Origin of the sequence: Cohnella zeiphila, assembly GCF_014212055.1 — a bacterium.
Taxonomy (GTDB): Bacteria; Bacillota; Bacilli; order Paenibacillales; family Paenibacillaceae; genus Cohnella; species Cohnella zeiphila.
Genome location: NZ_JACJVO010000002.1, coordinates 227,020 through 240,809 on the forward strand (window position 1 = coordinate 227,020; position 13,790 = coordinate 240,809).

Here is a 13,790-nt window from a genome sequence, read left to right on the forward strand (position 1 = left end):
TGCGGCCTGGAGCGCCGGCCGGCCTCGTTACAGCGCTTTGCGGCTCCGGACTTCGAAGATGCCGAACTTCAAGTAGTGTCCTTCCTCCACGCCGCCGAGCTGCGGATGATCCTTGCCGGCTCCTCGCCAATCGATGCGGCGGAGCGTCTTGCCCGCGTCGGCCGCCGCTTCGAGCAGCGTCTCCAGGAACAGCTCCGGACGGACGTGATAGGAACAGCTTGCCGTCACGAGATAACCGCCTTCGTTGATAAGCTTCATCGCCTGCAGGTTGATCTCCTTGTAGCCGCGAATGGCGCCCGGAACCGCCCGCTTCGTCTTGGCGAATGCCGGCGGGTCCAGAATGACGACGTCCCAGGTGCGTCCTTCGGCGGACAGCGGCTTGGACGTATCGACTTTTCGCTCCCCGCCCTCGGCCCGCCGCTGACGCTCCTCCCGGCCTTTGACCTGCTGGCGCAAATATTCGAAGGCGTCCGCCACGACGAACTCGACGCGATCCGCGAAGCCGTTGCGATCGACGTTATGGCGCGCCGTCTCGATCGCATGGGCGGAGACGTCCAGGCAAGTCACTTTTTTGGCTCCGTATTTGCAGGCATGCAGCGTGAAGCTTCCCGTATGGGCGAAGCATTCGAGCACCGTCGCGCCGTCCCAATACGGGAATGTCACCGGGTTGCCTTTGGCGTTCACGGGAACGGGCCGGGTTCCTTCTTCCGTCTCCCGTTCCTCCAGCCTGATGCCGCTTCGTTCGCCCCAACCCGTCATGAGGGGCGCGATGGCGGCGCGATTTTCCGTCTGGTCGAAGAAATAGCCGGTTTTCTGGCCGCCCCAGGTATCGACTTCCACCTCCAGGCCGTTCTCTTCGATCCGGGCCAGCCGGGGACAATCGCCGTACAAAACGCCGGTCCGTTCCTCCAGCCCTTCCAGCGCGCGGACCCCGACGTCGCTTCGTTCATATACCCCGAGCGGGGCGAACTCGGCGATCAGCGCCGGAAGCCATCGATCCCGCGCCAGCTCCATGCCGAGCGTCAGTACCTGCACGACCAGCACGCCGCCGAAGCGGTCGACGACAAGGCCGGGCAGAAAATCGGCTTCCCCAAAGACGAGCCGGCAGGATCTTCCTTGCCCGACAAAGCGGTTCCGGTAAGCCGCGCATTGCCGGAACCGGACACCGAACCACGCCTCGTCCATCTCTTCCAGCGGTTGATAGGAGACGACGCGGACCGCGATTTGCGATTGGGGATTCCAATAGCCGGTTGCGAGGTACTGGCCTTTGGCATCTTTGATCTGCACCAGTCCCCCGGGTTCGGCGGTGCCTTCCGTCCGCTCGATCTCGTTCGCGTAGATCCACGGGTGCCCTTGCTCCAGCCGGGGCCGGCGGGATCGGTTCAAAATAACACTCGCTTGCGCCAAGTTCGCCATAGGTTGTTTCACGCCTTTCCGGACATGACCTGTCCGATTATCGCATAGGGATGAAAAATGGGGATTTCTCTTGGAAAGGAGCCGCGAACGGCTATGATTCTAACGCTTGTCCTCGCGTCCGCCTTCGGACTCGCGCTGCTGCTGCTCGGGATGAAGCTGATGGAATCCGCGCTCAGAATGTGGGCGGGCAGCCGCCTGCCCGCCGTGCTGAACCACACGACTTCGACGCCGCTGCGGGGATTCGCCGCCGGGACGGCGTCATCGGCGCTCATGCAGAGCGGGACCGCGGTCACCGTGCTGACGATCGGCCTGGTGAACGCCGGGATGATGCCTCTCGCCGGAAGCTTCGGCATCATTCTGGGCACCAACGTCGGCACGTGCCTGACCACGGAGCTGATCAGCCTGCATCTGCACCGCTTCGGCCTTCCTCTGCTGGCCGTCGCGTTCGTCGGCTGGCTGTGGACGGCGCTCGCGGGCGAGATGGGCCTGCTGCCCCGGCTTCCGCGAAGCTGGGCGGAAGCGATTCGATACGGCTCGGCCGCGCTGGCCGGGTTCGCCATGCTGCTCGCCGGCTTCGCCATGCTTCAATCGATCGGTCCCAGTCTGCTGGCGAACGGGCGGTTCATGGGACTGATGACCGAAGCGGCCGGCCGGCCGGTCTGGGGATTGCTGAGCGGCGCGGCGCTAAGCGGCGCCGTCCATTCGAGCGCCGCCGTCATCGGCATGACGATGGGGCTGGCCGGCTCCGGCGCCCTGTCCCCGATGACCGGCATCGCCGTCATGCTGGGCGCCAACGTCGGCACCTGCTTCACCGGACTGCTTGCCTCGCTCGGCGGCGGGCGGGGCGGACGGTTCGTCGCGCTGTCCCAGATCGTTCTGAACGTAACGGGAGCGGCGGTCTTTTACCCGCTGCGGGGGCTGCTGTTCGCCGCGGCGAGCCGTCTTGCGCCTAACGATCCGGCCGCGCAAATCGCCCATGCCCAGACCATCTTCAACGTCGCCTGCTCGCTGCTCGCGCTTCCTCTCGCCTACTGGCTGCTGAACGGCCGCTTCCGGCTGCCCGGGTCCCGCCCGAATTCCGGCCGCAAGCCGCCTCGCACCGCCTAGGAGCCCGAATACTGCCGTCTCCCATTCGGGTCAAACTAACTTGTTCGCTTTGACGCTCCAAGCGCCGGATTTAGTCTGTTATCAAACGAACTCGTTATCTTTGACGCTCCGTACGCTGGATTTAGTCTGATATCAAACGAACTTGCTCGCTTTGACGCTCCAAGCGCCGGATTTAGTCTGTTATCAAACGAACTCGTTATCTTTGACGCTCCGTACGCTGGATTTAGTCTGATATCAAACGAACTTGTCCACTTCAAAGCTCCGTGCACCGGTTTTAGTCTGTTATCAAACTAACTTGTTCGCTTTGACGCTCCGTACGCTGGATTTAGTCTGATATCAAACGGACTCGTCCGCTTCAACGCGTCGTACTCTGGTTTTAGTCTGATATCCAAGTATCTCGTTCGCTTCGTCACGGCGCGAGCCGGTCTCTACCGGATTTCCTTTGCTCTCGGATCAGCCTTTTTGCTCGCAGCCGCTCAGTAGGAGCCCGATCCGGCCGCGCCCCCGCCGACGATGGCGATGCCCGAGCTCGTGCCGATGCGGCTGGCGCCGGCCAGCAGCATTTTCGCCGCCGTCTCCGTGCTGCGAATGCCGCCGGAGGCTTTCACGCCGATGCGCCGCGATACGCTCTCGCGCATGAGCCGAACGTCGGCTTCCGTCGCGCCTCCCGGACCGAAGCCCGTCGACGTCTTGACGTAATCCGCCCCGGCCGCTTCGGCCAGCCGGCATGCTTCCTGGATCAGGTCCGGTCGAAGCGCGCCCGTCTCCAGAATGACTTTGACTAGCGCTCCGCCCTGAACGGCCTGTACGACGGCCTGAATGTCCCGTTCGACCGCCGCATAATCTTCGTCAAGCAGCTTGCCGACGGACAGCACCATATCGATCTCGGCGGCGCCGTCCTCGACGGCCGCGGCCGCCTCGAACGCTTTGGCCCGCGTCGCGCCCGCGCCCAGCGGAAATCCGACGACCGCGCACACCTTGACGCTCGTTCCGCTGAGCTGCTCGCGGCATTGCCGCACCCATCTTCCGTTCACGCAGACGCTGTAGAACCGGTGCTCCAGCGCTTCCTCGCACAGCTTCGCGAAATCCGCGGAGCGAGCATCCGCCTTGAGCAGCGTATGATCGATGAACGGAGCCATCGGCTGACCCGGCTGCCAAAGCGAGAACCGATAGTCCGCCGCCCCGGCGTCCGCAACGCCCGGATCGGCTCCGAGCCGGCGCAGCGCTTGCCGCAGCACCTCGTCGTTCGTGTCGTAGCCTTCGACGAGCTGCAGCTGCCAGCTCCGCTCGGGCGAATACCAGTCGACGCCGGCGATCTCTTCCATCTGCGCCTGCAGCGCGCCGGAACCGGCCTCCACCAGGAAGTAATGAACCTCCTTTTCCACGGTCGCCTGCTCCGCCGATTCGTAAGAATAGCGAATGACCGACAGCGGAGCGACGATCGCGCCGCGGATTCCCGTCTCCTCGGCGATCTCCCGCAGCGCCGTCTCCCCGATCGTCTCGCCGGGCTCCTGCTTGCCTTTGGCAAGCGCTATTTTGCCGAATCGGTCCCGGATCAGCTGCACTTCGAGGCCGCCGTCCCGCCTCCGGTAAACGACGCCTCCGGCCGATATTTCCTTCATCCCCGACTTCCCCCTCGCGCCCTCGCTTATGTAAGGCGGATAAATCCGCGCCCGATCTGCCCGCTCGAAATAGCAAGGCATGCTATGAAAATGCCAACTATACGTTCAAGAGCCCGTTTCCGTGAAAGGGAAAACCTCCCTTCACTTTGCTCCTTCATGCCCGTTGTTACCGTTAAACGGGAAAATCTCCTTTTAAGCGCGGGCTTCCCGCCGAAAAAGCCGGTCCGAACCCAAATACAAGGAGATTTTCCGTTTCATACGCCTCAAATAGCAAAGAATTCGCCGATAAAAGGAGATTTTCCGGTCCAAAGCCCCCTCGGTCTCACAAATTCGGAAGGCATTCCGCGCCGCGGCAAATCTTCGAAGCCGGAAAGCAACCTTCCTTCCGGCCCGGATATGCCCGTCACGCCGCCTTCTAAGCCCGAAGCGCCTCGGGCCGGGCTCCTTCCAGCATCTCCACCAGCTCGCCGCGGCTCTCGTTGATCCCGCTCTCGGTCATGCGGACGCGGCAGTGCTTGCGGTACATCCATTCCTCGCCCTCGAATTCGATCAGCAGGTAGTTGTCGGAATAGCCCGCCAGCCGGACGATGCCGTCGTCGCCTTTGACCGCGCGCTCGGGAATGACGTCCAGCTCCTGGCCGACCCACTGGCGGCTGTAAGCTCCCTGCATCCGCTCCGACAGGTCGATCAGCTTATGGACGCGCTCGTGCTTGACCGTCTCGTCGACCTGTTCGTCCATCCGCGAGGCGGGCGTGCCCGTCCGCTTGGAGTAAGGGAAAACGTGCATCTCCGCGAACCCGATCCGCTCCATGAACCGGTAGCCGTTCTCGAATTGCTCCTCCGTCTCCCCGGGGAAACCGACGATGACGTCGGTCGTAATCGCCACGCCCGGCATCGCTTCCTTGATCCGCGCGATCTTCTCCGCGAATTCGGCGGTCGTATACTTGCGGCGCATCCGCTTCAGAATCGCATCGTCTCCCGCTTGCAGCGGAATGTGGAGATGACGGCACATTTTGCCGGAGCTGTTGAGCACCGCGATCATCTCGTCGTCGATCTGGCTCGCCTCGATCGAGCTGATGCGGATCCGCTCGAGCCCGTCGATTTTGTCGAGATCGGCGAGCAAATTCGACAGCTTGTACCCTTCCAGGTCGTCGCCGTAACCGCCCGTATGGATTCCCGTCAGCACGATCTCCTTGTAGCCGGAAGCGACAAGCTGGCGCGCCTGATTCAGCACGCTCTCCGGCGCCCGGCTGCGCGACAGGCCGCGCGACCACGGAATGATGCAGAACGTGCAAAAGTTGTTGCAGCCCTCCTGAATTTTCAGGAACGCGCGCGTCCGGTCGGCGAAGGCCGGCACGTCCAGCTCTTCGAACTCGCGGGTTTTCATAATGTTGCGGACGGCGTTGACCGGCTTGCGCGTCGTCTGCACGTCCGAGATGAACGACATCAGCTTGTCGCGGTCCTGCGTGCCGACGACGAGATCGACGCCCGGAATGGCCATGATCTCGGCGGGCGACGTCTGCGCGTAGCAGCCCGTCACCGCGATGACCGCGTCGGGATTGCGGCGCACGGCCCGGCGGATGATCTGGCGGCTCTTCTTGTCCCCCGTGTTCGTGACGGTGCACGTGTTGATCACATAGACGTCCGCCGTCGTCGTCTCGAAGTCGACCTGCTCGTAGCCTTCTTTTTGGAACAGCTGCCACATTGCTTCGGTATCGTAGAAATTGACTTTGCAGCCCAGCGTGTAAAATGCCACGGACGGCATTCCCGTTCAACCTCCCAGCTCTCCGGATTCGTAGGCGAGACAGGCGAGCGCCACCAGCGCCGCCGTCTCCGTGCGAAGAATGCGGCGGCCCAGACCGGCCGCAGCCGCTCCGGCCGCGACGGCTTGCTCCGCCTCCTCGGGAGCGAAGCCGCCTTCCGGGCCAACAAGCAGCAGCGCCCGGGGCGCCGCCCCCAGCTCGTTCTTCTTCGCCGCGTTCAGCACGGTGCGGAGACCTTCCCCGCTCCTGCCCTCTTCCTCATAGCATAACAAAACCAAATCGTAATCCCCGAACGAGCCGAGGAGTTCCTTCCACGAACAAACCGGCCGGACGTCCGGCACGACGCCGCGATGCGCCTGCTCGGCCGCTTCCTTGGCGATCTTGCGCCAGCGTTCCAGCCGCTTGGCTTCCTTGCGCTCGTCGTATTGGACGACGGTGCGCTTCGAGAGGAACGGCCGGAAGGCGAACGCTCCCGCTTCCGTCCCTTTCTGAACGACCGTCTCCAGCTTGTCTCCCTTGGGCAAGCTCTGCGCGACCGTGATCCTCCACGCCATCTCGGCCGGAGACTGCCGCTTCGCTCCGAGCTCCGCTTCGACCAGGCCGGGCGACACCATCGCCGCCTTGGCCGGCCATTCGGCCCCGCTCCCGTCGCAGACGACGAACTCGTCGCCGGGCCGGGCGCGCATCACCGTCGCCAGATGGCGCGCGTCGTCGCCCGTCAGCCGGGCGCGGTCGCCGTCGATCTGCTCGGGAGCTACGAAATAACGCTGCATATGGATCCTCCCGTTTCAATGCCCGTCCCTCATCATACCTCGTTTTGCCTCTTCCGGCTAGCCGATGGTCACACTTGCCAGCCGATTAGGCTCGGGATGATCGGCGAGTCCGAATGGCGGCCGAACAAAAAGCCCATCAGCTCGTGCATGCCGTGCAGAATCGGCAGGCCGAGCGAGAAGAGCGGGTCGATCGTCGCGGCGCTGAGCGGCGGGATGAACACCAGCAGCAGGAACACGAAGACGCCCCACTGCTCGTTCTGGGCCATCTTGACGCGCAGCCGCAGCGGCGCGAACTCTTCCACGATGCGATAGCCGTCCAGCGGAGGCAGCGGGATGAGGTTAAACAGAAACAGGACGACGTTGATATGAAGCCAGTAGGCCATAAAAGTAGCCAGCGTCTCGAGCAACGCTTCGGACGGATGGGCGAGCAGGCCGACGGAGACGAGCACGTACATGACGAGCAGGCCGAGCAGAGCGAGCAGCAAGTTGCTGACCGGGCCGGCCGCCGTCACGAGAATGTTCATCAGCCGCGGGCGCTTGAAGCGGCTGCGGCGCACCGGAACCGGCTTCGCCCAGCCGAAGCCGGCCACGAGCAGGAACAGCATGCCGATCAGATTGAGATGCGCCATCGGGTTCAGCGTGACGCGCCCCTGCTCGTAGGCGGTAGAATCTCCGAACTTCCAGGCTGTCCAGGCATGGGCGAATTCGTGCACCGTGAACGCGACCAGCATCGTCAGGACGACGAACGGCAGATGCTCGAGGGGAAACGCGAGAAAATTCATTCTCCGTCTCCCTTCGGCTTGCCGGCCACGAAGGCGACCCAGTCGTCCTGGCGAACGCGGTCGACAATCTCGAATCCGGCCGCCAGCAAGCCCGCCTCCACATCGTCTTCCTTGTTCTTGTAGATGCCGCTCGCGATATAAATGCCGCCCGGCTTCAGCACGTCCATGACGTCGGCGATGAACAGCAGGATAATCTCCGCGAGAATGTTGGCCACGACCAGGTCGACCGGCGGCTTCACGCTCCGCTGCCCGGCGCCGTCTTCCTGCAGCACGCCGAGGAGGTCGCTGAGCCGGACTTCCACGTCGTCCTGCAAGCCGTTCAGCTTAATGTTCTCGGAGGCGCTGGAGATGGCGACCGGGTCCAGATCGAGCGCGAGCACCCGCTTCGCCCCCAGCTTCATCGCGCCGATCGCCAGAATGCCGGAGCCGGTGCCGACGTCAATGACCGTCTCTCCTCCGGCGATCGCGCCTTCCAGCGTGCGAAGGCAGAGCGCCGTCGTCGGATGCGTGCCGGTGCCGAACGCCATTCCCGGATCGAGCTCGATGATGAGCTCGTCTTCTCTCGGCTCGTACGGTTCCCACGTCGGCTTGATCGTCAACCGCTCCGATACCGCGATCGGCTTGAAATACTTTTTCCAGGCGTCCGCCCAATCTTCTTCCCGCACTTCCGCGACCGAGATCGTGAAATCTCCGGCGTCGTAGCCGAATTCCGGCAGCCCGCGAAGCAGCCCCGCCAGCTCCTCCGATGCCGCCTCCGCGTCCACGTCTTCGCTGAAGTAGCCCTTGATATGCGCAAGCCCTGCCGGTATGTCGTTGAGCGGCTTGTCGTACCATTGCCCGAGCGAAGTGTCCCTCGGCTTGTCAGGCGACCAAGACTCTTCGATCGAGACGCCGCCCGCCCCCAACTCGTGCATGTAGTGGGCTACCATCTCCTGCGATTGCTCCGCCGCTACGACGGTCAACTCGAACCAACGCAACTGTTCGTCCTCCCCGACTGTATCCGATCGCGCGCCCCTGCAGCGCTTCGAATTTTTACCCTTCATTATACACTTTCCGTTTCGATCCGCGCAAAAAATTAACGGGCCGCCTGGTTAATGAAATTCGATTTTTACTCAAAAAGGAAAACGCGCCCGGCATCGCGAATTGAACATTAGCCTGAAAATGAATGAATGGATGGGGGAGAGGATTATGAAAAGCACCGGAATGATGCGGCAAGTCGACGAGCTTGGACGAATTGTCCTGCCGATTGAATTGAGGCGCGTGTTGGAGGTGGCCGAGGGCGATTCCATGGAATTTTTCGTCGATCGGGAAGCCAAGCGGCTCATGCTGCGGAAATACCGGTCGCAGGAATGTTTCTTCTGCAAGTCTTTCGACGAAATTCATTATTATCGGGAAAAATTTATTTGCTCCGCATGTCTTCGGGAGCTGAAATCCGGCGGGTATCCGGACCCGACGGACGAACCGCCGAAGGCGGAGGCTTCGGATTCGCTTCGGCCGCAGGCGGACAGCGCGCCCAAAGCCGGGCGCGGCGCCGTGAAAAGAAAAGATACCTCGGCGCGTCTGGCCGCGGTCATGAAAGAAAACCCGGAAGCGACCCAAAGCCAGTGGGCCCGCATGATCGGCGTGTCCGCCAGCCGCGTCAACCAGCTCCTCCGCAGGGGGCTTCCGGAGTAACGGCGCCGTTGCGGCCATTCGGCGAAGACGGACCCGCCGAACGAGAAACCCCGCGACGGCCGTCGCGGGGTTTCTTTACGTAACGGTGCCGCCGGACTGGGCGATCACTCTTCTGGCCTGGTCCATCGCTTCGGGCGGAACGACGGCCGACAAGCGGAACATCGGCTCGTCCCCCCGGGCGCCAAGCTCGTCCGCGGCTTCGATGCCGGCATCGGCCAGCAGCGACTCCGCAAGCCGGTTCATCGGGACCGCCCCGTCGTAAGCCGTCGACGCCTCCACCGCTCCCCGGACGGGTCGTTCCATGCGAAACCGGTCCGCCCTCAAGGAAGCGAGCTTGCGGATCGCTTCCTCGGCCTGCTCCTGCGAGGAGAAGACAGCCTCGAGCGGCTGCAGCTCCGTCATGGCCGATCCCCCTCATACGCCTGAGCCCGCGCGTCCGCTTCGGCGGCCCGTTGCCGGGCCTCGCGGTCCTCTTCGTCCGCCAGCGCCTCCGAAAATTCCACGTCTTCCGCCCGCGCGATCGGTTCGGCGCCGGCGGCCTGATGGCGTTGATCCTTCGACGTTGTCATATCCGCTACGCTTCCTCCCTTGTCAGCCTTGTAATCGGCTTGCCGTTGATTGGCGTAGTGTGTCTCGGAACTCTCCGGTCTATGCGCTTCAAGCCGCCGGCGCCGGCGCGCAAACGAAAAAGCGCGCCCGCCGGAGGTCTTCCGGTCGAGCGCGCGAACGATCAATCGCCGAGAATGGCTTTCTTCATCCGTTCGAAAATCGATTGGTGCTGCTCCTGCGTCGATTCGCCGGTCTTGGCGGCGAACTCCCGCAGCAGGTCCTTCTGTTCGTCCGTCAGCTGGGTCGGCGTGACGATCGTCACTTTGACGTGCTGGTCTCCCTGCCCGTAACCGCGCAGCTTCGGAACGCCTTTGCCTTTCAGACGGAAATACGTACCCGTCTGGGTGCCGCCCGGGATTTTCAGCTTGACCTTCTCGGTCAGCGTCGGAATCTCGATCTCGTCGCCGAGCGCCGCCTGCGCGAACGTCAGCGGGACTTCGCAGTAAATATCGTCGCCTTCGCGTTCGAAGAAGTCGTGCGACTTCACGCGCAGGACGAGATACAGGTCGCCCGGCGGCCCGCCCCGGACGCCGCCTTCTCCTTCGCCGCTGACGCGAAGCTGGGAGCCGTCGTCGACGCCTGCCGGAATCTTGACGTGAATCTTCCGCTGGCGCTTCACTTGGCCGCTGCCGCTGCACGTCGGGCAGCGTTCGCGGACGATCTTGCCGCGGCCGCCGCACGCGGAGCAGGTCCGGCGGTTGACGATCCGGCCGAACGGCGTGTTCTGCGCCACTTCCTGCTGGCCGGTGCCGTGGCAGACCGAACAAGTGTCGACCTTCGTGCCCGGCTTCGCGCCGTTCCCGTGACAAGTGTCGCACGTCTCCGTGCGGGGAATCGTAATGTCGGTCTCTTTGCCGAAGACCGCTTCCTTGAACTCGAGCGTCATCGTGTATTGCAGGTCGTTCCCCCGCTGCGGAGCGTTCGGATCGCGCCGGCCTCCGCCGCCGCCGAAGAACATGTCGAAAATGTCCCCGAAGCCTCCGCCGAAGTCCCCCGCTCCTCCGCCGCCGAAGCCGGCCGTCGGATCCTCGTGCCCGAACTGGTCGTACCGGGCGCGCTTCTGGTCGTCGCTCAGGACGTCGTAAGCTTCCTTGACTTCCTTGAACTTCGCTTCGGCGTCCGGCTCCTTGTTGACGTCGGGATGGTATTTGCGCGCCAAGCTCCGATACGCTTTCTTGATCTCGTCCGCGGAGGCGCTTTTGCTTACGCCCAGCACTTCGTAAAAGTCATTCTTGCCGGCCACTTCTCCACCTCCATGAGGAAAGTCAAAGCCGTCTCCGGTTGCCGAAAATCATAGGGCAGCCCTTCGTTCTATCGCCTGTGAACGGCTCATATCTTTCTCCGGCCGCTGTCGCTCCACCCATTGCTTGAATGAATTAATCATGGAAGCAATGGGTGCAGCAAAGGCGGGCGTAAACTCCTCCGAAAGATACGAGCCTATTGGCAACACGAAGGGAAACCCGAAATTCGGCAATAAGAGATGCTTTGACTTTCGGTTCGTCAGCAAACCCGATTATTTCTTGTCTTCGTCCACGACTTCGTAGTCGGCGTCGACGACATTGTCTTTCTTCGGAGCGGCTCCCGCATCGGCCGAGCCGGCTTCCGCGCCCGGAGCGCCTTGCTGTGCCTGGGCCGCTTGTTCGTACAGCTTCACGGACAGCTGCTGCACGATCTGCGTAAGCTCTTCGGTCGCCTGCTTGATCTCGTCGAGATTCTCGCCCTCGAGAGCCTTCTTGACTTTCTCTTTGGCTTCTTCGGCTTTGGCGACCTCGCCGGCATCGGCCTTGTCGCCGAGATCCTTGATCGTCTTCTCGACCGTATACACCAGTTGGTCCCCGGCGTTCTTCGCTTCGATCAGCTCGCGGCGCTTGGCGTCCTCGTCCGCATGAAGCTCGGCTTCCTTCTGCATCCGCTCGATCTCTTCCTTGCTGAGGCCGCTGGAAGAGGTGATCGTGATCTTCTGGCTCTTGCCGGTCCCCTTGTCAAGCGCGGATACGTTGACGATGCCGTTCGCGTCGATGTCGAAGCTGACTTCGATCTGCGGAATGCCACGCGGAGCCGGCGGAATGTCGCTCAGAATGAAGCGGCCGAGCGTCTTGTTGTCGCGGGCCATGGCGCGCTCGCCTTGCAGCACGTGAATCTCGACTTGCGTCTGGTTGTCGGCGAACGTCGAGAACACTTGCGACTTGCTCGTCGGAATCGTCGTGTTGCGGTCGATCATCTTCGTCAGGACGCCTCCGGCCGTCTCGATGCCGAGCGACAGCGGGGTGACGTCCAGCAGGACGACGTCTTTGACTTCGCCGGTCAGGACGCCTGCTTGCACGGCCGCGCCGAGCGCGACGACTTCGTCGGGGTTAACCCCTTTGTGCGGTTCTTTGCCGATCAGCTTCTTGATCGCGTCCTGAACGGCCGGAATCCGCGTGGAACCGCCGACGAGAACCACTTTATCGATCTGCGAGGAAGACAGCCCGGCGTCGGACAACGCCTGGCGCGTCGGCGCCATCGTGCGCTCGACGAGAGAAGCGGTCAGCTCGTCGAACTTGGCGCGGGACAGCGTCAGCTCCAGGTGCTGCGGAACTCCGTCGACCATCGTGATGAACGGCAGCGAGATCGTCGTCGTCACGACGCCGGACAGTTCCTTCTTCGCTTTCTCCGCCGCGTCTTTCAAGCGCTGCACGGCCGCTTTGTCCTTCAGCAGGTCGACGCCGTGCTCCTTCTTGAATTCGGCGGACAGCCAGTTCATGATCGCCTGGTCGAAATCGTCGCCGCCGAGATGGTTGTCGCCGCTCGTCGCCTTGACTTCGAAGAAGCCGTTGCCGAGCTCCAGGATCGAGACGTCGAACGTGCCGCCCCCGAGGTCGAATACGAGAATCGTCTGGTCTTCCTGCTTCTCCAGACCGTAAGCAAGCGCCGCGGCGGTAGGCTCGTTGACGATCCGCAGCACTTCCAGGCCGGCGATGCTGCCCGCGTCCTTCGTCGCTTGACGCTGGCTGTCGTTAAAATAGGCCGGAACCGTGATGACCGCCTGGGTGACCGTTTGACCCAGGTACGCTTCGGCATCGGATTTGAGCTTTTGCAGAATCATCGCGGAAATCTCTTGCGGCGTATACTCTTTGCCGTCGATAACTTCCTTATGGTTCGTACCCATGTGGCGCTTGATCGAGATGATCGTGCGGTCCGGGTTCGTAATCGCCTGGCGCTTGGCCGTCTCGCCGATCGTCCGCTCGCCGTCTTTCTTGAATCCGACGACCGAAGGGGTCGTGCGGTTGCCTTCCGGATTCGGAATAACGACGGCTTCGCCGCCTTCCATTACCGCTACGCAAGAGTTCGTCGTTCCGAGGTCGATTCCAATGACTTTGCTCATAATGAATAGTTCCTCCTCGCATCGTATGCACAGATTGGTAGGACTGGGACCGGCAATTCCGTTATCCGCTGACTTTGACCATCGCGGGCCGGAGCACTTTGTCCTTGAGCCAGTAGCCGGGCTGAACCACCTCGACGACCGTGCCTTCCTCGTACTCCTCGGATTCCACCTGCATGATCGCCTGATGGACTTCCGGATCGAACGTCTGGCCGACCGGCTCCATCAGCTTAAGGCCTTCGCCTTCAAGCACTTGCCACAATTGGCGGTAAATCATATCGACGCCCTTGGAGAAGGATTGGCTCTCCGACGATTCCGGGCTCGTCTGCAGCGCACGCTGGAAGTTGTCCACGACGGGCAGCAGCTGGCCGATCAATTTCAGAGAAGCGTATTGAGCCAGCTCCTCTTTCTCCTTGGCGGTTCGCCGGCGGAAGTTGTCGAAATCGGCCTGGGCGCGAAGATAGCGCTGGTTCAGCTCGTCCGCCTGACGCCGCAGTTCGGCGATTCTCGAATCTTCCTGTTCCTGCGGCTGCGCGTCGGCCGTACCGGCCTCCGTCTCCGCCGCATTCGGCTCGGCCGTTTCCGTCTCGTTACGCGCCGCTTCGGCTTCCGCCGCCGCTTCGCGTTCTTGTTCCGTCATCTTTTCAAACTCCTCCGTCTCTGGACTGCTCACGCAGCTTTCG

Annotated in this window: 13 protein-coding genes; 2 read left to right on the plus strand and 11 right to left on the minus strand. The window is 62.5% G+C overall.

The window, feature by feature from the left end; translation table 11 throughout:
- Positions 1-27: 27 nt before the first annotated feature.
- A complete protein-coding gene (locus H7C18_RS02290; protein WP_185127386.1) occupies positions 28-1,416 on the minus strand; it encodes a class I SAM-dependent rRNA methyltransferase in 1,389 nt (462 codons plus the stop codon).
- Between the two features lie 93 nt (positions 1,417-1,509).
- On the opposite strand from H7C18_RS02290, the gene H7C18_RS02295 reads away from it, so the two are divergent.
- Complete coding sequence (locus H7C18_RS02295; RefSeq protein ID WP_185127387.1) at positions 1,510-2,523, plus strand: Na/Pi cotransporter family protein; 1,014 nt, start codon at positions 1,510-1,512, stop codon at positions 2,521-2,523.
- A 476-nt stretch (positions 2,524-2,999) separates the two neighbouring features.
- On the opposite strand, the gene deoC is transcribed toward H7C18_RS02295, so the two are convergent.
- From deoC to prmA, 5 genes are all read right to left on the minus strand, one after another.
- Positions 3,000-4,145, minus strand: coding sequence for a deoxyribose-phosphate aldolase (gene deoC / locus H7C18_RS35665; RefSeq protein WP_185127388.1), 1,146 nt, complete (start codon positions 4,143-4,145; stop codon positions 3,000-3,002).
- 415 nt (positions 4,146-4,560) lie between these two features.
- Positions 4,561-5,910, minus strand: a complete 1,350-nt coding sequence (mtaB, locus tag H7C18_RS02305; protein WP_185127389.1) for a tRNA (N(6)-L-threonylcarbamoyladenosine(37)-C(2))-methylthiotransferase MtaB — start codon at positions 5,908-5,910, stop codon at positions 4,561-4,563.
- A 6-nt stretch (positions 5,911-5,916) separates the two neighbouring features.
- Positions 5,917-6,681, minus strand: a complete 765-nt coding sequence (locus tag H7C18_RS02310) for an RsmE family RNA methyltransferase (RefSeq protein WP_185127390.1) — start codon at positions 6,679-6,681, stop codon at positions 5,917-5,919.
- Between the two features lie 68 nt (positions 6,682-6,749).
- Entirely contained in the window at positions 6,750-7,463 is a 714-nt protein-coding gene (locus H7C18_RS02315; RefSeq protein ID WP_185127391.1) for a site-2 protease family protein, read from the minus strand.
- Positions 7,460-8,440: a 50S ribosomal protein L11 methyltransferase gene (gene prmA / locus H7C18_RS02320; RefSeq protein ID WP_185127392.1), complete on the minus strand. Its 981-nt coding sequence runs from the start codon at positions 8,438-8,440 to the stop codon at positions 7,460-7,462. The genes H7C18_RS02315 and prmA overlap by 4 nt, the downstream gene beginning before the upstream one ends.
- A gap of 211 nt (positions 8,441-8,651) precedes the next feature.
- On the opposite strand from prmA, the gene H7C18_RS35470 reads away from it, so the two are divergent.
- Positions 8,652-9,137 (plus strand): AbrB/MazE/SpoVT family DNA-binding domain-containing protein, encoded by a 486-nt coding sequence (locus tag H7C18_RS35470; RefSeq protein ID WP_185127393.1) that lies wholly within the window; start codon positions 8,652-8,654, stop codon positions 9,135-9,137.
- A 75-nt stretch (positions 9,138-9,212) separates the two neighbouring features.
- On the opposite strand, the gene H7C18_RS02330 is transcribed toward H7C18_RS35470, so the two are convergent.
- The 5 genes from H7C18_RS02330 to grpE form a co-directional block, all read right to left on the minus strand.
- Positions 9,213-9,539: a hypothetical protein gene (locus H7C18_RS02330; protein ID WP_185127394.1), complete on the minus strand. Its 327-nt coding sequence runs from the start codon at positions 9,537-9,539 to the stop codon at positions 9,213-9,215.
- The gene (locus H7C18_RS02335; RefSeq protein ID WP_185127395.1) at positions 9,536-9,706 is read right to left on the minus strand and encodes a YfhD family protein; all 171 of its coding nucleotides are present in this window, start codon (positions 9,704-9,706) and stop codon (positions 9,536-9,538) included. The genes H7C18_RS02330 and H7C18_RS02335 overlap by 4 nt, the downstream gene beginning before the upstream one ends.
- Positions 9,707-9,867: 161 nt before the next feature.
- Positions 9,868-10,989, minus strand: a complete 1,122-nt coding sequence (gene dnaJ, locus H7C18_RS02340) for a molecular chaperone DnaJ (protein ID WP_185127396.1) — start codon at positions 10,987-10,989, stop codon at positions 9,868-9,870.
- Between the two features lie 270 nt (positions 10,990-11,259).
- Positions 11,260-13,110 carry a molecular chaperone DnaK gene (gene dnaK / locus H7C18_RS02345; RefSeq protein WP_185127397.1) on the minus strand — a complete coding sequence of 617 codons (1,851 nt, stop codon included), beginning with the start codon at positions 13,108-13,110 and terminating at the stop codon, positions 11,260-11,262.
- Positions 13,111-13,171: 61 nt separating this feature from the next.
- Positions 13,172-13,747, minus strand: coding sequence for a nucleotide exchange factor GrpE (gene grpE / locus H7C18_RS02350; RefSeq protein WP_185127398.1), 576 nt, complete (start codon positions 13,745-13,747; stop codon positions 13,172-13,174).
- Between the last annotated feature and the right edge of the window lie 43 nt (positions 13,748-13,790).